Below are 19,254 nucleotides of genomic sequence, written 5' to 3'. Positions count from 1 at the left end.
GGCTCATGACGGAGATCCAGATCGAGTTCGACGTTCCGGCGGAGATGCGTGACGGCACGGTGCTGCGGGCGGATGTCCAGCGGCCCGGCGGTACGGGGCCGTGGCCGGTGCTGCTGAGCCGGCGGTCATCACCACCGACCCGCTCACTGAGGACGTCGAAGTGACCGGCCGGGTCCGGGCGGTGCTCTTCGCCGCCACGGACGGACTCTCGACCGACTGGGTGGCGCGCTTGTGCGACCGACGTCGACGAGAACGGCGTCTCCCGCAAAGTGGCCGACGGCATCGTCCGGGTGCGCGCGCCGACACCGGGCGAGGCGGCCGAGCACGTCGTGGACCTGTGGTCGACCAGCACCGTCTTCCGGGCGGGGCACCGGATACGGGTCCAGGTCACCTCCAGCAACTTCCCCCGCCGGGACCGCAACCTCAACACGGGCGAACCCGAGGAGAGCGTGACCACGGCCCGAGTGGCCCGGCAGCAGATCTTCCACGACCCCGCCCGGCCGGCCCGCATGGTCCTGCCGGTGGTTCCGGTCCCATGAGAAGCACCGGAGATCCACACGGCGGACATGGGTGACTCCATCTCGCAGGGGTGATCCTCGGCGCTACGTCCGTCGAGCCGCCACAGTCGTGGGATTGATCGTCACCCGCCGGCCTCACCCGTTCCCTCCCAAGGCACCGGCGACCGGGTCTCCTTTGCGTTGGGCGTCGAGGCGCCCGGCGCCCCGCGCGGTGTCGCGTCGGCGACGGAGGCGACACAAGGAGCCGGATCATCCCGTGACTCTGCTACGTGGACTCCAGCTCATGCAGGGTGCGTGACCCGTCTGTACGGGGCCGTGCGTCGGTCCCCTGCGGACTGGGCCTCGCGTCCGCAAGGCCGCGTCGCCACAAAGGTCGTCGGCGCCGTCGAGCCCGCCTTCCTTCTTGTCACGCGCCTCGCCGGCTCACCTGCCGTATTTGAGCGGTCCTTGCGCCGCCGGCAGTCGCCCGCCCTTGGTCGCCGGCCCCGGGCCGGCCGGGGGCGTCGGCGACACCGAGCCGTCCGGCTTGCTGGCGTCATCCGGTGCTCAACCCGACTTGCATGTCGAAACCGATCGGTTTACGGTGGTGGAAACCGATCGGTTTTCATCTTCGTGGAGGCAGTCATGACAGCAATCAAGGGCGCCAACGTCTTCGTCACCGGAGGCAGCCGTGGCATCGGCAGGATGCTGGTCGAGGAGCTCTATGCCCGCGGAGCCGGCAAGGTCTATGCCACGGCCCGTGACCCGCGCACGGTGACCCACCCCGATGCCGTTCCGCTGGCGCTTGAGGCCACTGACCCGGCATCCGTGGCAGCCGCGGCCGAGCAGGCTCAGGACGTCACCATCCTGATCAACAACGCTGGTGCATCCGTTCGCGCTTCGTACCTCAACTCCCCGATGGAGGACGTACGTCGGGATCTGGAGACCAACTTCTACGGGCCGCTGCTGGTCACCCGGGCCTTCGCGCCGATCATCGAGCGCAACGGCGGGGGCCACATCCTCAACGCCCACTCCGTCCTGTCCTGGCTGGCCGACGGTACGCCCTACGGCGCCTCCAAGGCCGCTCTGTGGTCGCAGACCAACTCCCTGCGCCTGGAGCTGCAGCCGCGCGGCATCGCGGTGACCGGGCTCCACATGGCCTATGTGGACACCGACATGACGTCGGGTGTCGACGCGCCCAAGGCCGACCCCCGCGACATCGCCGTGGCCGCGCTCGACGGCATCGAGGCGGGAGCGCACGAGGTGCTGGCCGACGACACCACCCGCTGGGTCAAGTCCCAGCTGTCCTCCGACCTGGAAGCCATGTACGCCCAGCTGAAGAAGTGACGAACAGGGGCAGGGTCGCTGGTCCTGCTGCTGCACGGACGGCCGCAGAGCTGGTGCTCGTGGCGTCACCAGTTCGGGGCGCTGGCGGCGCCGGGTACCGGGTCGCCGCTCCCGACCGGCGCGGTACGCCCGCAGCGAGCGGTCACCGGACGTCACGTCGTACACCCTGCTCCACCTCGTCGGCTACGTGATCACCCTGATCGAAGAACTCGGGGAGGAGCGGGCGGTCGTCGTGGGCCACGACTGGGGTGCACCCGTTGCCTGGACAACGGCCATGCTGCGCCCGGACAAGGTTCCGTGCGGTGGCCGGGCTCAATATTCCGCCCATTCTGCCCGGCGGCATGGTGCCGCCCTCGATCACCCGCACCGAGTACGGCGAGGGCATCTACCAGGTCTGCTTCTAGCAGCGGGGAGTCGCCGACGTGGAGTTCGTCAACGACATCCAGGACTCGTTGCGCGGCCTCCTGGTCGGCGCCTCGGGCGACAATCACTCGGCAGGTAGCCCTGCCCGTTGGTCGTACCCGACGGTCTGGGCCTCCTGGACGCCATGCCGGAGTCGCCCACCCTCCCGGCCTGGCTGACGGGGGAGGACATCCTGGCGTACGCAGAGGACTTCGTCCTGCACGGTGCGCGGGCGGTCACCGGGGCCTTCGGCTGGTACCGGAACATCGAACGCAACAACGAACTGCTCGCACCCTTCCGGGGTCTCGGGATCGACGTTCCTGCACTGAGTGTGGCGGGAGACCGCGACACGATCACCTGGTTGCATCCCCGGACGGGGGCAGCTCGCTGAGCGAGATTTGCCGTGGCCGGGGCGGGTCGGACAACTCGCTGAGCGCTGTCGCGTCTCAGCTGCACGGCCCGGTGACGCTGCCGGTTCGCGGCCACTGGACACAGTAGGAGCGTCCCGCCGAGGTCAACGCCGCACTCCTCGACTTCCTCAACCACATCGACGGCTCCGCGTCCCGATGACGCCACGCGGCATCCGCCTCGTGGCCTTCTGAACAGCTGATTCCACCCACCAGACAGAGGACACATTGATGCCAGAGCGCAACCCCATCCTGATCACCGGCGCCGCCGGCGAAGTCGGTGGTGTGAGCCGAACGATGGTCGAGATGCTGCTCGAACAAGGGCACCCGGTGCGCGCGTTCGTACGCCAGGACGACGAACGCGCACACGCGCTCCGCCAGGCCGGGGCCGAGATCTTCGCCGGTGACCTGCTCACCATCGCCGATGTGACCGCCGCGCTGAAGGGCGTCCGGCGCATCTACTTCAGCATGAGCCTGTCGCCGTACTACACCGACGCCGTCAGCCTGATGGCCGCGGCGGCGCGGGCCCAGGGCGACATCGAGGTGTTCGTCAACATCTCCGAGTACGAGCAGTCGTTCATGACGTTCGAGAGGATGACCGCGCCGGAGGAAGAACGGCGTGCGTGGCTCGGCGGACTCGTCGCCGACTGGTCGCCGCAGCAGCGGGCCCACTGGGTCGCCGAGCAGGTGCTGGAGTGGTCCGGCGTCCCGACCGTCAACGTGCGGGGGGCCATGTTCGTCGAGAACCCCCTGATGACCTGGCTGGCGCTGGAGCCGCTGAGCAGGGGTGAACTGCGCCTGCCCTTCGGTGACCATCGGCTCGCGCCCATCGCGGGGTACGACGTGGCGGAACTCTGCGTGCGGATCCTGACCGACCCGGCGCCGCATATCTCGAAGTCCTACGACCTCAACGGTCCGGAGCTGAAGGACATGCACGGGTTCGCAGAGGACTACGCGGCCGTGCTGGGGCGCGAGGTCGTCTACGTCGCCGAGGACGTCGAAACCTGGAACGAGACCTACGTCGACACCGCCCTGGCGGCGCTCCCGCACACCGCGGAGCACCTGAAGACCCTGACTCGGCTGATGGGCGGCGGCGGATACCGCGGAGGTACCGACCAGCTGCAAAGCCTGCTCGGACGCCCGCCGAAGACCGTGCGGTGGGCGCTGAAGAACCACCCGCGCATCCAGAAGCTGGCGGCCGCCTGAGCCGCCGAGAGGTCCAGAGAGGAAGCTGGTTTTCCACTCCACCGGTTCCCGCTGGATAAGACGGCGAGTGCGCACTGCGCGGTGCAGAGCAACACCGTGGGCAAGGTGCTCGCAAGTGGCTGTGGCTGACTGATCAGGTGTTGGTGCCACGGCTGGAACACCGTGGCACCGACTGCAAAGAACTGTGATCATAAGCGAGAGGTGACTGCTGGCCTGGGCATTTCATGACGGCTCGTCAGTGCAACTGACGGGCCGTTTCTGCGTGTTGGGTTGATGGTGGGCAGCGTGAGGGTCCGGCTGCCGCGTCGGGTGGGCGCCGGGTTCCATGGCTCCGGCGGGGGGTGCTGTTCGCAGGGAAGGGAACGTGCTGGTCAGCCGGGTTAGGTAGAGCCTCGAGCCGGGCCAGGGCCTCGGTGGTCACAGTGCTCCATGGCCAGTGGTGGGCTAGGCGGAGGATGCGGCGACGGTCGGTGGTGATCAGCTGGGCGGCGGTGGCGAACAGCCGCAGGCGGAGCCGGTGGGGTTCCCACAGGGAGGGCTTACCGGTCAGGGCGAGCATCGGCATACAGGCGAGCAGGTCCAGGGCGAGCTGGACGATCTCCAGCCAGCCCTGGGGTCCGGTTCCCGCCCGGAGAACCCGTCGGCCAGCTGTCGCCGGTCTGGCAGGGGTCTCTTCCGAGAGGGTCGGAAAACAGCACCCAGCGCCTCCTCGACGGGCGCGAGCTCCGGGTCCAACGGGGGGCCGGGTGGTCAAGGCACAGAAAAGTCTGCTGCTGTCCGGCCCGCCATCTGTTCTCTCCTTAGGAAAGGATGTCGCGGGCGTCGGCCGGTCAGCCGCATTGCCGGCGGGCACGCAGAGCGGCCCAGTGGCGCAGGCGCTCGGTGATCTGGGCTTCGTAGCCGTTGCGGGTGGGCTGGTAGTACGTCTCGCGGTCCATGTCGTCGGGGAAGTAGTCGTCACCGGAGAAGCCGTCGGCTGTGTCCGGGTCGTACTGGTACTCCTTGCCGTAGCCGAGGTCTTTCATCAGCCGGGTCGGGGCGTTGAGGATGTGGGCGGGTGGCATGAGTGAGCCGGTGTGCCGGGCTGATCGGTGTGCGGCGTTGAAGCCGCGGTAGACGGCGATCGACTTGGGGGCGGTGGCGAGGTAGACGACGGCCTGGGCGATCGCCAACTCGCCCTCGGGGGAGCCGAGTCGCTCGTACACGTCCCAGGCGGCGAGGGCCTGCTGGATGGCGTGCGGGTCGGCCATGCCGATGTCCTCGTTCGCGAAGCGGGCCAGGCGGCGGGCTACGAACAGGGGGTCTTCGCCGCCGTCGAGCATGCGGGCGAGCCAGTACAGGGCCGCGTCCGGGTCGGAGCCGCGCATCGACTTGTGCAGTGCGGAGATCAGGTTGTAGTGGCCCTCCTGCGCCTTGTCGTACAGCGGGGCGCGCTGCTGGATGTGATGGGCGAGTCCGGCGGTGTCCAGGGTGGTTTCGGTGTCCGGGAGGGCTTGGAGCTGTTCGGCCATGTTGAGGAGGTAGCGGCCGTCGCCGTCGGCCATGGCGATCAGTGCGCGGCGGGCGTCGTCGTCCAGGGGCAGATGGTGACCGGTGAGCTGCTCGGCGCGGGCGAGGAGCGTGGACAGTGCGGCTTCGTCGAGGCGTTTGAGGACGAGGACCTGGGTGCGGGAGAGGAGGGCGCCGTTGAGTTCGAAGCTCGGGTTCTCCGTGGTGGCGCCGATCAGGGTGACCGTGCCGTCCTCGACGTAGGGCAGGAAGCTGTCCTGCTGGGCGCGGTTGAAGCGGTGGATCTCGTCGACGAACAGCAGGGTGCCCTGGCCGATGCCGCGTCGGCTTCGTGCGGTGGCGAAGACCTTGCGCAGATCGGCCACGCCGGAGAAGGTGGCCGACACCGGCTCGAAGGCCAGGTTGCCGGCGTCCGCGAGGAGCCGGGCGATGGTGGTCTTCCCGACGCCGGGCGGACCCCACAGGATGGCGGAGCCGAGGCGCTGCTGGGCGACCATGCGGCCCAGCGGGGCGTCCCGGGCAAGGAGGTGGTTCTGCCCGACGACATCTTCCAGCCGGGTGGGGCGCAGGCGGTCGGCGAGGGGCCGGGAGGGCTCCTCGCCGAAGAGCGGCAGGGTCGCTTCGGTCGGTTCCATCGGTCTCTCGGGTGGTGGGAGGCGGGCGTCTGCGGATGTGACGAGCCTTGCACGGGACACTGACAGGCGGGGGCTCAGCCGCTCGCGGGGAAGCTCGCGGCGCTCATCGGGCACCGGGGCGGTCGCGTCGCGGCAGCCGCTTGGTGACCAGGTCGTAGGAGTTCTCGACCGCGTCGGTGACCAGTCGCTCGGTGATGCCGGGACCAGGACCGAGGGAGATCCAGTGCCGTTTGTCGAGGTAGTGGCCCGGGGCGATCGAGGCGTAGCCGCGTTCTTGCGCGCGGGCGTGTTCGGGTTCGCACTTGACCGTGATGATCTGATCGTCCGGGTCGTCGGTGACGATCAGGAACACCTTGCCCGCGACCTTGTACACGTCGAGCCTGGGAGTGAAGGGGTAGCCGTGGCTGACGTCGGGAAGGGCCAGGGCCGCCCGGCGGGCGGTGTCCTGGACCCGGTCACCGACCGCGCTCACCTGGCCGCCCGCCTTCCGCTGCCGTAGGTGTGCGGGTCGACGGGCCGCTCGGCCCTGGGCAGAAGGGCGACCACGAGCCGGTAAGAGTCGGTGACTAGCTCCCTGACGAGCTCCTCGTCGACACCCTCCCCGCCCTCCAGGGTGATCCAGTGCTTCTTGTTCATGTGGTAACCGGGGGTGATGTGGCTGTACTGCTCCCGCAGGGCGTGGGCCTCACCGGGGTCCGCCTTGAGGATCACGACGGGACGCCCCGGGACCTCGGTCATCAGCATGAACACCTTGCCGCGCACCTTGAAGACCTCCCAGTCGGGGCCGAAGGGATGCTCCAGCGCTGCTCCGGGAAGTCCTTCGGCGCAGTCGACGGCGGTCTTGTGCAGGTCCGTTCCGTTCATGGGGCGGTGCCTTCCTCAAGAGGGTGGTCGCGGCGGCACGTCCCATCCTTCCCTCGAACCCGACAAGGAGGGCGGTAGGCTGCGGACACGTGATGGTCGACAAGCGACACTCCGGGCCAAGCAGGCAGGCCGGACCGACTGCGGTTCCGCTGTACGGTTTCCAGCCCCCGGTCGGTACTCCCTACGGCCTTGAGGTGAGTACCGTCGAGGATTTCTTCGCCCAGCACGACGACTGGCCGTGAAATCCTCCCCGTCCGGGCCGTGCCACCTTCCACTACCTGATCCTGGTCACCGAGGGTGAGTTGCGGCACGACGTCGACTACGTCACGCGGACCGTCGCCCCCAGCCAGTGGCTGTGGGTGCGTCCCGGGCACGCGCAGTGCTGGCATCCGCCCGGCGCGGCCCGCGGCCCGTTCATCCTGTTCGAACCGGACGTCCTGCGGCCCGACCTCGCCCATCTCCTGGCCCCGCTCACCGCGCACGAGGCCCCCGCCGTGCTCAGCCCGCACCCCGACGACACCGCCTGGCTCCAGCAGACGGCACTCCAGCTTCTGGACGAACACCACGCACTGGGGCGCCGCCCCCTCGACGTCCACCACGCTCTGCGGCGCAGCCTGCTCGAATCGCTGCTGTTGCGTCTGGCCAACTCCCCGGACATCGCCCTCGATGGCACGGCCGCGGCCGGCAGGGGCCGTGCCGACAGGTACGGGCGCTTCCTGGACGCCCTGGAGCTGCACTTTCGCGAGCTGCACCACGCCGCGGACTACGCCGAGCTGCTCGGCTGCTCGGTCCGCACACTCAGCCGCGCCGCCCGGGACGCCACTGGCAAGGGGGTGCGTGAACTCATCGACGAGCGGCGCATCCTGGAAGCCCGGCGCCTGCTGGGAGCTGCCCGGTGGGATGCCCGTACGGTGGCCGTCCATCTCGGCTTCACCGACCCCGCGAACTTCGGCCGCTTCTTCCGCGACCGCACCGGCCTCACCCCGGCCTGGTTCGTACTGCACGGCGCTCAGTGTCTGGTCGGCCGGTCCGCTGCCGGTGAGTGAGACGTTCTGGGTGATCGTGTGGCGGGTGAAGCCCGGGCCACCGCCGGTGGCAGCGGATGCACCCCCGGTGATGGCGGCGACGAGCGACGCTGCCGACACTCCGATCACGCCGAAGCGGACCGGGGAGTGTCGGGGATGGATCGAGAACATGGGAGAGGGCCTTGTCGTCTGGGCCGAGGTGCATGCCGCGGCGTGCGCCCTGCGGTGGGCGTGATACCCGAGTGGCATGATGCTTTAAATTTGAAGCACAAGCAGGCGTGGATCGCCCGACACGTCAAAGGCAGCGCTGGGTGTCGGAGAGGTGATCTCGACACCCAGTGCACCGCTATCGATGACTTGCGGATGAGCATGGCCAGGCAGCGGCGGCCGTTCGGACGCGGCACCGGAGTCCGCGCTGCCTTGTGCTTCGCGGGCGTCCGTCCACGCATGCCCACATGGAGCAGGGGACGGCACAAACGCCCGAGCGGCTCACAGCCTTTCGGCGACGTGCTTGCCGAGATCGAGTTCGATTCCCTGAGGCTGCTGCAAGCCGCGTTCGAAGAGGCTGCGCACGTGATCCGCGTTCTCCGGACGCCCCCCGTGCGCCTGATGGCGGCCAGAGCGGCTGCGAAGTCCCCCGCCGGGATTGCGGTGGCCGCGTCGACGAACTCCTTCGTGCCGGAGACCGCAGCCTTGTCGAAGCCGGCGATGCGGCGGGCAAAGGTGTCGACGAAGCCGTCCAGCTCATCCTCGGGAAGAACGCGGTTGACGTAGCCGTATTCGGCGGCGAGCTGGGCCGGGAAGTCGTCTCCTCCCACCACGATCTCCATCGCCCGGCCCCGGCCCACCAGCTCGGCCAGTCGCCCCATCGGGTTGCCGCCGGGTACGGCGCCGAAGCCCACCTCGGGCTGCCCCAGAATGGCATTGCTGCCGGCGAAGCGGATGTCCGTGTTCAGGACGAACTCACTTCCCGCTCCTCGGGCACGGCCCTTGATGGCCGAGATCGTGACAGCCGGGACCTTACTGAGGCGCAGAAGGCTGTCCGGGTAGGGGAGGAGTCCGGTAGGACCAGGCGCCGTGGTGTAAAAGCGCTGCATGTCGGACCGGAGGTCGAAGTGCGCCATGAAGAAGTCGGGGTTGGCACTCTGGAACACCACGACGGTCAGATCGGGGTCCTGCTCCATACGGGTCACCAGATCGCCGAGCTGCTCGACGGTGTCCAGATCGATGAGGTTGATCGGGCCGTTCTCGAAGGTCACCTTCCGCTGACCGGCAGGGTCTTTGCGTTGCTCTACGGGCTGAAGCCCTCCTCACGCATGGGATCCCCGCGGACGTCGGGCTCGACCAGCGTGAGTAGCGCTGTGCGGACGGCCGGGTTCAGGTCGGCGACGCGTTTGCGGCCGGCGCCGGGCCGTCGGATGCGTCCCAGCGGGGCTTCTCCGGAGGCGAGTTCACGGATTCCGGCGGACACCCTGGCCTCACGGACACCGGCGGTGCGGGCGACCGCTCTGATCCCGCCGCGGCCGAGAGACTGGGCCTCCGCACCTATCAGCAGGCGACGCTGACGCTCGTCGAGGTGCGGCAGAATCGCCTCGAACTTGGCTGCCAGCACGGCCCGTTGCTCTTCCAACCCGCTCATGCCGGACCAACGAATCACCGAGCAGAAAGCCACGAGTTAAAGATCTGCACGCCCTTAGGGCCCGTAAAGAATCAACACGTTGCTTCCCGGTCTGCCTGTCGTTGGTGTGGTATGCCCATACCGAACGAGGTTCGTGACCAACTTGCCCTGAAACTTGGGGTGTTGTTACCTCATCTGAATGAACGGCAGCAGCGGTTGGCGCTGGCCGCCGAGGCCCGGCTGCTGGGCCACGGCGGGGTCCGGGCCGTCGCCCACGCCGCAGGGGTGAGCGAGACGACGGTGCGCAAGGGGGTCTTCGAGCTGGAGGGCGGTGAGGACCCATTGCCCGATGGCCGGGTGCGCCGGGCCGGCGGCGGTCGCAAGAGCGCCGAGGAGCTTGACCCGCTACTCGTTCCAGCTCTGCTGGCGCTGGTCGAGCCGGATGAGCGGGGCGATCCGATGTCGCCGCTGCGGTGGACGACCAGGTCGCTGCGGTCTCTGGCCGGGGAGCTGACAGGGCAGGGCCATGCCGCCTCGGCGCCGACCGTGGGCAGGCTGCTGCGGGAGAACGGTTTCAGTCTGCAGGCCAATGCCAAGACCCTTGAGGGCGCTCAACACCCCGACCGGGACGCGCAGTTCCGGTACATCAACGACCAGGCCAAAGACCATCAGGCAGACGGCGAGCCGGTGGTCAGTGTGGACACGAAAAAGAAGGAAGTCGTCGGGGAGTTCAAGAATACAGGACGCCAATGGAGGCCGGCCGGTGAACCCGTGCGGGTTGACGTCCATGACTTCCCCGGTGATGCATTGGGCAAGGCCCTGCCCTACGGCATCTACGACCTGGCGGCGAACACCGGCTGGGTGAACGTCGGTACGGATCACGACACCGCAGCCTTCGCCGTCGAATCGATCAACCGTTGGTGGAACGGGCAAGGACGCCTCGACTACCCGCAGGCCGGCCGGCTGCTGATCACTGCCGATGCCGGCGGCTCCAACGGCTACCGCACCCGGGCCTTCAAGACCGAGTTGGCTGCGTTCGCCGCCCGGACCGGCCTGACCATCACGGTCTGCCACATGCCGCCGGGCACATCAAAGTGGAACAAGGTGGAACACCGGCTGTTCTCCGCGATCACCATGAACTGGCGCGGCAGACCGCTGAACAGCCACGAGGTCGTCGTGCAGTCCATCGCCGCGACCACCACCCGCACCGGTCTCACCGTCCACGCCGAACTCGACACCGGCGCCTATCCCACCGGTATGAAGGTCAGCGATGCGGAGCTGAACGCAGTGCCGGTCACCGGACATGCCTTTCAGGGCAGCTGGAACTACACCGTGCACCCCCACCCCGCCAGCCCGGCAGGCCCCACCGGACCAACGCCCGGGCCGACGGCGGTCTTCGACCGCGGAGCTCTGTCACATCCCGCGCTGACCGGTATGACCTGCACCGCACTGACCGAGCTGACCGAGACCCTGACCATCGACTGGCGGACGCTGCAGAAACAGGACCCCGCCGCCCGACGCGACGGCGGCGAGCGACGCCGGGCTCCGGGCGGCGGCCGCAAAGCCAAACTCGACCTGGCCGACCGGGTCCTGGTCACCGTGTTGCAACAAAACCTCGCCCTGCCGCCTACCGTGCTGGCCCACCTCTTCGCCGTCAGCAAGGACACCATCCGCCACACCACCAGCGAGATCCGGCGGTTGATGGACCAGCACGCACACACACCCCGGCCCCCAGCAGCACACCTCAACACCGTGGCAGGACTCCTCGTCCACGCCACCGCACACGGCGTGACCCTCACGAGAGAGACCGCAGCAACGTGTTGATTCTTTACGGGCCCTTAGCCAGTGAGGAGTTTCCATCCTGAACCTGCAGGTGGGAGTGGGTTCCCTGGTGCCGGCCTGCGGTGAGTGGACTGCTCGCGGGGCGTGATCATCGAGGTTGATCGTCTGTCACTGGCCGCGGGAGGCAGGCAGATCAGCCACTCCAGCGGACGTGACCTCGGCGTTGTCGAAGTAGCGCACCGCGATGGTGCGGTCAGGTCACGTGGTGGACCTTCCGGAAGGTCGATCAGGCGCAGGACGACGGGCAGGTCGGCGGGGTGACCGACGGTCCCCGGCGGGTAGCTGAGGTAGACCAGTCGGCGGCCGTCGGGCGAGGGGTGCGGGAACCAGTTCCCGCGCTCGTCGAAGGTGAGTTGGTGCGCGGCGCCCTCTGCGAGGTCGTGCCGAAACAGCTGGGCGTGGCCTGGTTCGCTTGAGGCGACCTCCGAGTTGAAGAAGACGCTCGCGCCGTCGGGGGAGAATTCCGGTCCGTCGGCAGGTGAGTACCCGTCACTGATGAGGTGCTCCTCTCCGCTGACGAGGTTGAGAGACCACAGTGCGCGTCTACCCCAGTCGTCTCCGTCGAGGACCTCCGTGCCGACATAGAGCAGGGTGCTGCCATCTGGGGTTACGCCGTGCAGAAAGTGACGGAATCTCCGCTCCGGGGCTTTGATCACGGTGATGCGCTCGGCGCGTCCTCCCTCCCACGGCACCCGGTACAGGTGGCCGTCGTTGGCCGATGCGTAGTGCCAACGGCCGTCCGGCGACACGAGGTGATCGTTGTTCGCCTCGGGCAGCCCGGCGGCGTGGATCGGTTCGAGGGTCAAGGGGTCGCGGCTGTCCACCCGGTACAGGGCGCCGTCGGCGTTGACGACGATCCAGCGTCCGTCCGGGTGCCAGTTAGGGGCCTCGAACAGCTGATCCTCGGAGCACAGTGCCAGCTGGGAGTGACCGCTTTCGACATCCAGGACATGCAGCTCCGCACGCTGGCCTGGACGGAGTGTGCGGGCATGCCGCATCATCGGCTCGGTCTCGTCGGAGTCGAACTGGGTCTGCTCGTGCAAGGTCGTGTCCTCCTTCGTTTCCGGCTGCGCCGTTCCGACACACTTCCTACGAGCAGGCCAGCGCCAGTTCCTCGGCGCAGCGGTAGGCCAGCGCGAGGATGGTCAGTACCGGGTTCACGCCGCCGTTGGTAACGTGCAGGGACGCGTCGGTGACCCAGAGGCCGGGATGCTCGTGCACCCGCCCGAAGGGGTCGGTCACGGAGTCCGCCGGGTCTGTGCCCATGCGCGCGGTCCCACTTGGTGAGCGTCGCACTGGCTACACTGCCGGCCGACGGTCCGAGCGGGCGGTTCTGGGGCGACGGCGCCCCGGACGCGGACGCGGAACTGCCCTGGTGATCCCGCCAGGAATCACCGGAACGACGCAGGACAGTGACGGGTCGACAGGTCACGTCCCTGGGAGTGGTGTTTTGACGGCCACTGGGCGACCTCGTCGGGTGAAGGCGGGACCTGGCCAGCAGGCCGAGTCCCATGTATCGGCGCGCCTCGTCCGGAACGCTCGAAGTGTCGCTCATCCGCTGGTAGGCACGTCGATCCGCTGGCTTCCGATGACGGAGAGCAACCGTAGCTTGTCGTGGTCTTCCGTACCCGGGATCGCCGTGAACACCAGCAGCAATTGCCCCTGGTCGGGGTCGACGAGCGTCTGGCAGTGCAGGGAGATCATTCCGACCTGCGGGTGCAGGATCCTCTTGCGGGCGGTGTGGGAGACACCGACTTCGTGCTGGGTCCACAGTTCCGCGAACTCGGAGCTCTCCGCGCACAGACGGTCGGCGAGCGCGGCGGCGTGTGAGCCGCGGCCCTCGCGGGAGGCGACCGCGCGGAGATGGGCGACGTAGACGCGGCTGTGCGTCGGATGATCGTCCGGCACATAGATCGTACGTTCGTTCGGGTCGGTGAACCAGCGGTAGATGAGACTTCGCGCGAGCCCGGTGAAACGGGTCTCGTCGCCGAGCAGGGTCACTGCCATCGGGGTCTGGACGATGGTCTCGCCGGTGCCGGTGACGACCTGGGCGGGGGTGTCACCGAGGCGGTCGATGATGCGCATCATCCCGACGTTGACGTGATCGTCGCGTGTGGCGCGGGCCGGTGCGTTGTGCCCGGCGAGGACGAAGAGGTGGTCGCGTTCGTCGAGAGTGAGCCGGAATCCGCGAGCGATAGCGGTGATCATCTGCTCCGAGGGCTGTGGTCCGCGGCCGCGTTCGAGACGGCTGTAGTAGTCGGTCGACATGCCGCACAGCGCGGCCACTTCTTCGCGTCGCAGCCCGGGAGTCCGTCGGCGCTGTCCCGGAGGAAAGCCGACGTCGTCGGGTTGCAGCGCCTCTCGACGCCGACGGAGAAAGGTCGCCAGGCCGCTCTGATCCATACCGACACTGTGCCTCACCCGCATACGGCTATCCACTGTCTGCCAGTCCCAGGCTGAGCCTCCAGCCTGGGATCGCCGGACAGTGGACAAGCGGGCACTGGATGGCTTCTCGGATCGCGCGTCAACTGGTCATCGGGGTTCGACACATCACCGCGAACCCTTTGCTGAGCGACCAAGGAGTCATCGTGAGCGTCCCCCAGAAGATCGCCGTCATCACCGGAGCCAACCGAGGTCTCGGACGCGCCTATGCGCTGCACCTCGCCAGGGCAGGCGTCGACGTCGTCGCCACCTACCGAAGCAACCGGGCCGAGGCAGAGGAAGTCGTGTCCGCCATCACCGACCTGGGACGTTCCTCCGTCGCGCTGCGGCTCGACACCAGCGTCGTGAACACCTTCACGGAGTTCGCCGAACAGCTCGGCGCCGAGCTCCAGGCCCGCTGGGACAGGACGACGTTCGACTTCCTCGTCAACAACGCCGGCACCGACCTGACCGCCCCGTTCGCCGAGACGACCGAGAAGGACTTCGACGACCTGGTCAACGTGCACCTCAAGGGTGTCTTCTTCCTGACACAGACCCTGCTGCCGGTGCTTGCCGACGGCGGCGCCATCGTGAACGTATCCAGCGGTCTGACCCGCTTCGCTGTCCCTGGGCACTCCGCCTACGGCGCGGTGAAGGGCGCGGTCGAGGTCCTCACCCGCTACCAGGCCAAGGAACTCGGCAGCCGCGGTATCCGCGTGAACACCGTCGCCCCCGGGGCGACCGCGACCGACTTCGGCGGCGGCATGATGCACAACGAGCAGGTTCGGAACTACCTCACTTCGCAGGTGGCGCTCGGACGCGTGGGCGAACCCGACGACATCGCCGGCGCGGTCACGGCACTTCTCTCGGACGCGAACCGGTGGATCACGGCGCAGCGCATCGAGATCTCCGGCGGACAGAGCCTGTGAACGGCGCAACAGCAGAGGCAACGACTCCGATGCGCGACCTGACCGGGAAGACGGCCGTGATCACGGGCTCCGCCCGAGGCATCGGCAAGGCGATCGCCCTGCGCTACGCCCGCCTCGGCGCGAACATCGTCGTCAACTACGCCTCCAGCGCGAACGAAGCCGACGCCACGGTCGCGGAGATCGAACGTCTCGGCGCGCAGGCGATCGCCGTACGCGCCGACATGTCTGTCGTACCCGACATCCAGCGACTCTTCACCGCAGCCACCGAACGCTTCGGACAGATCGACATCGCCGTCGCCAACGCGGGTGTCGAGCTGATCGGCATCGGTTTCCTCGACATCACCGAGGAGCAGTTCGACCGTCTCTTCGCCCTCAACACCAAGGGCACCTTCTTCACCCTCCAGACGGCAGCGCGACACGTCGTGGACGGCGGCCGGATCATCTACGTCGGTTCGAGCACGACGGCCGTGCCGGTTCGCGGCGAAGGGTTGTACGGGTCGAGCAAGACGGCACCGCGCTACGCCGTACAAGTCCTGGCGCAGGAGCTCGCCGACCGCCGGATCACCGTCAACACGATCCTCCCTACGGCGACCGACGGCGCGGGCGTGTTCACCGGGCCGGACCCCGACCACCCCGTCCGGCAGTTCGTCGCCCAGCCCGGACGCATCGGCCGCCGGATGGGAACCGTCGACGACGTCGCGGACGCCGCCGAGTACCTCGCCTGTGGCCTCGCGGCCTGGGTCAGCGGGCAGAGCCTCCTGATCAGCGGGGGCGCACTCCAGTGACCACGCCGAAAGCCTCGCGTGGTCCGCAGTACACCGAACGGAGCACGACCATGACGACGACCACGACCGACGAGGCGTCCCAGACCGCCGTCGGGCCCAGTTGGGCAAGCCTCGCCTCGGCCGACCCGCACACCGTTGCTTCCTTCTACCGGACCGTGCTGGGCTGGTCCATCACGGAGACCGACGGCCGGCTGACCGCATCCACCGGAGGCACACCGGTTGCCGAGATCACCGCCGCTGACGGGGTCCCTGGATGGCTCGCCCACTTCGACGTCGACAACCTCGACGCCGCACTCGCCGCCGTATCCGGAGCCGGCGGCACGGTAGTGCCCTCTGCCGTCGGCGACTCCGCCGAGACCACGATCGTGACCGACCGCAACGGAACACGGTCCGCGCTCCGTGCGCCCGCCACGCGGCGCCGCGAGCGGCCCGCGCACGGAACCCTCGCGTGGGGCGAACTGATCACCGACGACGTCGGCACATCCGCGGCGTTCTACCTCGACGCCTTCGGGTGGGAACTCACCGAGGCCCGTGGCTCCCTGGGCCGCCGCGAGTGGCGGTCGCACGGCAGATCCTTCGCCGGGCTCCTGCCACGGCCGCCGGCCATGCCTGCCGGGACCCCCGCCTACTGGGACGTCTACTTCGCCGTCGACGACATCGACGCCGCCGCGAAGACCGCCACCGAACACGGCGGCACCCAACTCATGCCGCCTACACCGGTCGAGATCGGCACGATCACGGTCTTCCTCGACCCCGCAGGCGCCATCTTCACACTCGTCCAGCTCACCGTCGAGGAAGTCCTCGCATGACCACCAGCACTCTCGACAAGAGCGGCAAGGTCGGGCTCGTCACCGGCGCCGGATCCGGCCTCGGCGAAGCAGCCGCCAGACGGCTCGCCGAGGACGGAGCGCGCATCGTCGTCGCCGACCGCGACGCAGGGGCCGCCGAACGCGTCGCCGCGGAACTCCGCACCGCCGGACACCTCGTCTCCCCGTTCGCCGCGGACGTCCGCTCCTACGACGACACCGAGCGGCTCGTCGCCTTCGCCGTCACGACCTACGGCGCCCTCGACCTCGCCTTCAACAACGCCGGCATCACGCCCGGCCTGGCCCAGGTCCATGACATCGCCCTCGACGACTGGAACGACGTCATCGGCATCAACCTCACCGGCGTCTTCCACAGCATGAAGGCCGAGATCTCCCACATGCTCGAAGCCGGCGGTGGGGCCATCCTCAACATGGCCTCCACCGCAGGGGTCATGGCCCACGCCGGGCGGGCAGCGTACGCGGCCTCCAAACACGGCATCGTCGGACTCACCCGCTCGGCAGCCGTCGAATACGCCAAGCACGGCATCCGTATCAACGCCGTCGCACCCGGCCCGATCGACGTGCCATCGGCACGAGCGCTCCCGGCGGAGGTCCGCGCCTCCATCGCCTCGAAAACGGCGATGGGCCGGGTGGGCCAGGTCCACGAGGTTGCCGGAGTGGTGAGCTTCCTGCTCTCGGACGAAGCCGCCTTCGTCACCGGCTCCGTCTACGAGGTCAACGGCGGCCAGACCCAACTCTGAACGCCGCGCAAGAGAGGACTTCTCAATAAGCTCGGTACCTACGTGCGGCCCTGCGTCCTCGTCGTGGACGCAGCCCGCTACCAGCCCCGGGAACGGGCCGAGGCCAACGTCGAGTGAGACCGAGGTGGCTTGATGGCTGGGGGCCTTGAGGCGTTCACGACCGGGAGAGAGGGGGCCCGGGCAAGAGCTTCGTGAAGCGGGGTGCGCCACGGTGCGCCGGTGACGCTCCATCACGGGTAGCGGCGGTGTCGGCGAGTGTGACGACCTCGTACGGATGTGTCCGCACACCTGGAGGGGGTGCGGCGAGCGCGCTTCTACGCAGGCGAACCGACCTTGAGACAGACCTGTCTCTTTCGAAGAGACAGGTCTGTCTCTTTTTGATAGGGTGCGGACATGGCAACAACGGACGCTCGACCAGGTTGGGCAGTGTCAACACGTCCCGGCGTGACGGTGCACATCGCGCTGCTGACCTCGATCAGCGCGATGTTCCTCGCCACCTCAAGCGCCCCGACTCCGCTCTACGGCGTGTATGCCCAGCTGTGGGGTCTGTCGGCGGCGGCGACATCGGTGGTGTTCGGCGCGTACGCCCTCGCGTTGCTGCTGGCCCTGCTGGTGCTCGGCCGGGTCTCCGACCACATCGGACGTCGGACGGTCATCTGGCCCGCACTCCTCGTGCAGCTGGTGGCGATGCTCGTGTTCGCCACCGCTGGGGGCGTCGGCGAGCTGCTCGTGGGGCGCGTGCTTCAGGGGCTGTCCACGGGCGCGGGTCTCGCGGCGGTGGGGGCGGCGCTGCTCGACACCGACGCCGAGCGCGGCCGGATCGCGAACTCCGCAGCGCCTCCGATCGGGTCGGCGGTCGGGGCTCTGGGCTCGGCCGTGCTGGTCACCTTCGCGCCTCTGCCGACCCGCCTGGTGTACCTGGTGTTCGCTCTCGTGCTGGTGCTGCAGATCTTCGCGGTGTCCCGATTGCCGGAGACCGCACCGCGCACCCCGGGAGCGGTGCGTTCCCTACGGCCCAGGCTGCACGTACCGCGGCGAGTACTGGCACTACTGGGCGCCGCCGTGCCCGTGCTGTTCTCCGTATGGGCCGTATCAGGCCTGTTCGGGGCGTTCGGCCCGCACCTCGCCGCCCTGCTCACCGGGTCGTCATCCCCCATACTCGGCGCCCTGCCCATCGCGATCGTCGGGGCGGTGGCCCCGGTGGTCGCGTTCTCCACCGCCGGGCTGGCCGGTCGCAGATCGCTGGCGTACGGCATCGCGGGCCTGCTGATGGCGGTCATGATCACCGCGTTTTCGCTGCTGTTGGGCCAGATGTGGCTCCTGCTCGCGAGTGCGGTGGTGGCGGGCGCCGGATTCGGCTTCGGCTTCCGCGGCGCTATGGACCTGGTGCTGCCCGCCGTCGACGAGTCCGAGCGCGCGGGCACGTTGTCGCTGCTCTACATCGCCTCCTACCTCGGGTTCGGCGGACCGGCCATCGTGGCGGGCATCGTGCTGCAGAGCACCGGAAACCTGACCGCGACGACGCTCGGCTACACCGCCGTCCTCGCGCTGCTCGCCGCGACGGCGGCCGGTGTCCTCCGCCTGACCGGCGACAACGAAGGGACGAACTCGTGACCACTCACAGCACCGGCGAAGCGGCGGCGCGCTCGCCCCGCGAACGCCTGCTTGCCTCCGCCGACGAGCTCTTCTACAGCGAGGGTGTGCACACCGTCGGCATCGACCGCGTGATCGAGCACGCCGGGGTGGCCAAGGCATCGCTGTACCGCCTGTTCGGCAGCAAGGAAGAGCTGGTCGCCGCGTACCTGGGCGCCCGGCACGAGCGGAATCTGGCCGAACTGCGCACCGCCGCCGGGCGGCTCTCGGATCCTCGTGATGGCATCCTCGCGGTGTTCGACACACAGGCGCGCTGGCTGCGGCGCCGTGCGTATCGTGGCTGCGCGTTCGCACGGGCCAGCGCCGAGCCCGCCGCGGGCGTGCAGGTCCAGCGGGCCACCGACGCCTACCGTGCCGCGGTCCATGAGCTGTTCGCAGAACTGGCTACCCGGGCAGACGTGCGGGATCCCGAGATGCTCGCCGTCCAGCTGCACACGCTGTTCCACGGCGCCGGTGTCGTTGTCAGCAGCAGCCGGCGCAGCAGGCTGATCGCCGCCACACGGGCCGCCGCCGAAACGCTGATCGCCGCCGCCTAGCCTCAAGCCCG

The 19,254-nt window shown here is 68.7% G+C and carries 19 protein-coding genes and 4 pseudogenes; 14 read left to right on the top strand and 9 right to left on the bottom strand.

All coding sequences use genetic code 11. The features are described 5' to 3' along the window. Window positions 1-5: 5 nt before the first annotated feature. The 6 genes and pseudogenes from OG496_RS01910 (at window position 6) to OG496_RS01885 (ending at window position 3,859) form a co-directional block, all read left to right on the top strand. Window positions 6-164, top strand: coding sequence for a hypothetical protein (locus OG496_RS01910; RefSeq protein WP_405969261.1), 159 nt, complete (start codon window positions 6-8; stop codon window positions 162-164). 105 nt (window positions 165-269) lie between these two features. Next, on the top strand, window positions 270-539 hold the full coding sequence (locus OG496_RS01905) for a CocE/NonD family hydrolase C-terminal non-catalytic domain-containing protein (RefSeq protein ID WP_405969260.1): 270 nt from the start codon (window positions 270-272) through the stop codon (window positions 537-539). A gap of 603 nt (window positions 540-1,142) precedes the next feature. Continuing rightward, the gene (locus OG496_RS01900; protein ID WP_405969259.1) at window positions 1,143-1,844 is read left to right on the top strand and encodes an SDR family oxidoreductase; all 702 of its coding nucleotides are present in this window, start codon (window positions 1,143-1,145) and stop codon (window positions 1,842-1,844) included. Between the two features lie 166 nt (window positions 1,845-2,010). Beyond that, a pseudogene (locus tag OG496_RS01895) lies at window positions 2,011-2,085 on the top strand (hypothetical protein); the annotation flags it as partial. A 270-nt stretch (window positions 2,086-2,355) separates the two neighbouring features. Continuing rightward, complete coding sequence (locus OG496_RS01890) at window positions 2,356-2,637, top strand: hypothetical protein (protein WP_405969258.1); 282 nt, start codon at window positions 2,356-2,358, stop codon at window positions 2,635-2,637. A gap of 247 nt (window positions 2,638-2,884) precedes the next feature. Beyond that, window positions 2,885-3,859 carry an NmrA family NAD(P)-binding protein gene (locus tag OG496_RS01885; protein ID WP_405969257.1) on the top strand — a complete coding sequence of 325 codons (975 nt, stop codon included), beginning with the start codon at window positions 2,885-2,887 and terminating at the stop codon, window positions 3,857-3,859. A 376-nt stretch (window positions 3,860-4,235) separates the two neighbouring features. Here OG496_RS01885 and OG496_RS01880 read toward each other — a convergent pair. From OG496_RS01880 to OG496_RS01865, 4 genes and pseudogenes are all read right to left on the bottom strand, one after another. Next, window positions 4,236-4,466, bottom strand: a pseudogene (locus OG496_RS01880) (transposase); the annotation flags it as partial. A 223-nt stretch (window positions 4,467-4,689) separates the two neighbouring features. Continuing rightward, the gene (locus OG496_RS01875; RefSeq protein ID WP_405969256.1) at window positions 4,690-6,003 is read right to left on the bottom strand and encodes a replication-associated recombination protein A; all 1,314 of its coding nucleotides are present in this window, start codon (window positions 6,001-6,003) and stop codon (window positions 4,690-4,692) included. Window positions 6,004-6,106: 103 nt separating this feature from the next. Further along, window positions 6,107-6,475: an MmcQ/YjbR family DNA-binding protein gene (locus OG496_RS01870; RefSeq protein WP_405969255.1), complete on the bottom strand. Its 369-nt coding sequence runs from the start codon at window positions 6,473-6,475 to the stop codon at window positions 6,107-6,109. Continuing rightward, complete coding sequence (locus tag OG496_RS01865; RefSeq protein ID WP_405969254.1) at window positions 6,472-6,867, bottom strand: MmcQ/YjbR family DNA-binding protein; 396 nt, start codon at window positions 6,865-6,867, stop codon at window positions 6,472-6,474. Before OG496_RS01865 ends, OG496_RS01870 begins: the two co-directional genes overlap by 4 nt. An 89-nt stretch (window positions 6,868-6,956) precedes the next feature. Here OG496_RS01865 and OG496_RS01860 point away from each other — a divergent pair. Further along, window positions 6,957-7,913, top strand: a pseudogene (locus OG496_RS01860) (helix-turn-helix domain-containing protein). 104 nt (window positions 7,914-8,017) lie between these two features. Here the strand turns inward: OG496_RS01860 and OG496_RS01855 are convergent. Together OG496_RS01855 and OG496_RS01850 are read right to left on the bottom strand one after the other, a co-directional pair. Beyond that, complete coding sequence (locus OG496_RS01855; protein WP_405969253.1) at window positions 8,018-9,151, bottom strand: enoyl-CoA hydratase/isomerase family protein; 1,134 nt, start codon at window positions 9,149-9,151, stop codon at window positions 8,018-8,020. A 59-nt stretch (window positions 9,152-9,210) separates the two neighbouring features. Continuing rightward, window positions 9,211-9,531, bottom strand: a pseudogene (locus OG496_RS01850) (ISAzo13 family transposase); the annotation flags it as partial. A 111-nt stretch (window positions 9,532-9,642) separates the two neighbouring features. Between OG496_RS01850 and OG496_RS01845 the strand changes: the two are divergent. Further along, window positions 9,643-11,334 (top strand): ISAzo13 family transposase, encoded by a 1,692-nt coding sequence (locus OG496_RS01845; RefSeq protein ID WP_405970580.1) that lies wholly within the window; start codon window positions 9,643-9,645, stop codon window positions 11,332-11,334. A 14-nt stretch (window positions 11,335-11,348) separates the two neighbouring features. Here the strand turns inward: OG496_RS01845 and OG496_RS01840 are convergent, their stop codons facing one another. The 3 genes from OG496_RS01840 to OG496_RS01830 all read right to left on the bottom strand — a co-directional run bounded on the left by OG496_RS01840 (window position 11,349) and on the right by OG496_RS01830 (window position 13,755). After that, window positions 11,349-12,395: a hypothetical protein gene (locus OG496_RS01840; RefSeq protein ID WP_405969252.1), complete on the bottom strand. Its 1,047-nt coding sequence runs from the start codon at window positions 12,393-12,395 to the stop codon at window positions 11,349-11,351. A 46-nt stretch (window positions 12,396-12,441) separates the two neighbouring features. Then, on the bottom strand, window positions 12,442-12,648 hold the full coding sequence (locus OG496_RS01835; protein WP_405969251.1) for a GMC oxidoreductase: 207 nt from the start codon (window positions 12,646-12,648) through the stop codon (window positions 12,442-12,444). 255 nt (window positions 12,649-12,903) lie between these two features. Further along, the gene (locus OG496_RS01830; protein WP_405969250.1) at window positions 12,904-13,755 is read right to left on the bottom strand and encodes a helix-turn-helix transcriptional regulator; all 852 of its coding nucleotides are present in this window, start codon (window positions 13,753-13,755) and stop codon (window positions 12,904-12,906) included. 185 nt (window positions 13,756-13,940) lie between these two features. On the opposite strand from OG496_RS01830, the gene OG496_RS01825 reads away from it, so the two are divergent. The 6 genes from OG496_RS01825 to OG496_RS01800 all read left to right on the top strand — a co-directional run bounded on the left by OG496_RS01825 (window position 13,941) and on the right by OG496_RS01800 (window position 19,243). Next, on the top strand, window positions 13,941-14,702 hold the full coding sequence (locus OG496_RS01825; RefSeq protein WP_405969249.1) for an SDR family NAD(P)-dependent oxidoreductase: 762 nt from the start codon (window positions 13,941-13,943) through the stop codon (window positions 14,700-14,702). A 29-nt stretch (window positions 14,703-14,731) separates the two neighbouring features. After that, complete coding sequence (locus tag OG496_RS01820; RefSeq protein ID WP_405969248.1) at window positions 14,732-15,487, top strand: SDR family oxidoreductase; 756 nt, start codon at window positions 14,732-14,734, stop codon at window positions 15,485-15,487. 50 nt (window positions 15,488-15,537) lie between these two features. Further along, complete coding sequence (locus OG496_RS01815; RefSeq protein WP_405969247.1) at window positions 15,538-16,296, top strand: VOC family protein; 759 nt, start codon at window positions 15,538-15,540, stop codon at window positions 16,294-16,296. Next, entirely contained in the window at window positions 16,293-17,054 is a 762-nt protein-coding gene (locus OG496_RS01810) for an SDR family NAD(P)-dependent oxidoreductase (protein ID WP_405969246.1), read from the top strand. The genes OG496_RS01815 and OG496_RS01810 overlap by 4 nt, the downstream gene beginning before the upstream one ends. A gap of 426 nt (window positions 17,055-17,480) precedes the next feature. Continuing rightward, complete coding sequence (locus tag OG496_RS01805) at window positions 17,481-18,668, top strand: MFS transporter (protein ID WP_405969245.1); 1,188 nt, start codon at window positions 17,481-17,483, stop codon at window positions 18,666-18,668. Further along, a complete protein-coding gene (locus tag OG496_RS01800; protein WP_405969244.1) occupies window positions 18,665-19,243 on the top strand; it encodes a TetR/AcrR family transcriptional regulator in 579 nt (192 codons plus the stop codon). Before OG496_RS01805 ends, OG496_RS01800 begins: the two co-directional genes overlap by 4 nt. Window positions 19,244-19,254 lie beyond the last annotated feature (11 nt).

The organism is Streptomyces sp. NBC_00988 (genome assembly GCF_045162645.1).
Classification (GTDB): Bacteria; Actinomycetota; Actinomycetes; order Streptomycetales; family Streptomycetaceae; genus Streptomyces.
Note: the sequence above shows the minus strand (reverse complement) of the source record. Positions and strands in the feature narration are given on the sequence as shown.

Bases quoted from the DNA above. Each gene is read 5' to 3' on its own strand.
- OG496_RS01910 (WP_405969261.1), top strand. From the start codon at position 6: ATGACGGAGATCCAGATCGAGTTCGACGTTCCGGCGGAGATGCGTGAC.
- OG496_RS01900 (WP_405969259.1), top strand. From the start codon at position 1,143: ATGACAGCAATCAAGGGCGCCAACGTCTTCGTCACCGGAGGCAGCCGT.
- OG496_RS01885 (WP_405969257.1), top strand. From the start codon at position 2,885: ATGCCAGAGCGCAACCCCATCCTGATCACCGGCGCCGCCGGCGAAGTC.
- OG496_RS01875 (WP_405969256.1), bottom strand. From the start codon at position 6,003: ATGGAACCGACCGAAGCGACCCTGCCGCTCTTCGGCGAGGAGCCCTCC.
- OG496_RS01865 (WP_405969254.1), bottom strand. From the start codon at position 6,867: ATGAACGGAACGGACCTGCACAAGACCGCCGTCGACTGCGCCGAAGGA.
- OG496_RS01845 (WP_405970580.1), top strand. From the start codon at position 9,643: ATGCCCATACCGAACGAGGTTCGTGACCAACTTGCCCTGAAACTTGGG.
- OG496_RS01830 (WP_405969250.1), bottom strand. From the start codon at position 13,755: ATGGATCAGAGCGGCCTGGCGACCTTTCTCCGTCGGCGTCGAGAGGCG.
- OG496_RS01820 (WP_405969248.1), top strand. From the start codon at position 14,732: ATGCGCGACCTGACCGGGAAGACGGCCGTGATCACGGGCTCCGCCCGA.
- OG496_RS01815 (WP_405969247.1), top strand. From the start codon at position 15,538: ATGACGACGACCACGACCGACGAGGCGTCCCAGACCGCCGTCGGGCCC.
- OG496_RS01810 (WP_405969246.1), top strand. From the start codon at position 16,293: ATGACCACCAGCACTCTCGACAAGAGCGGCAAGGTCGGGCTCGTCACC.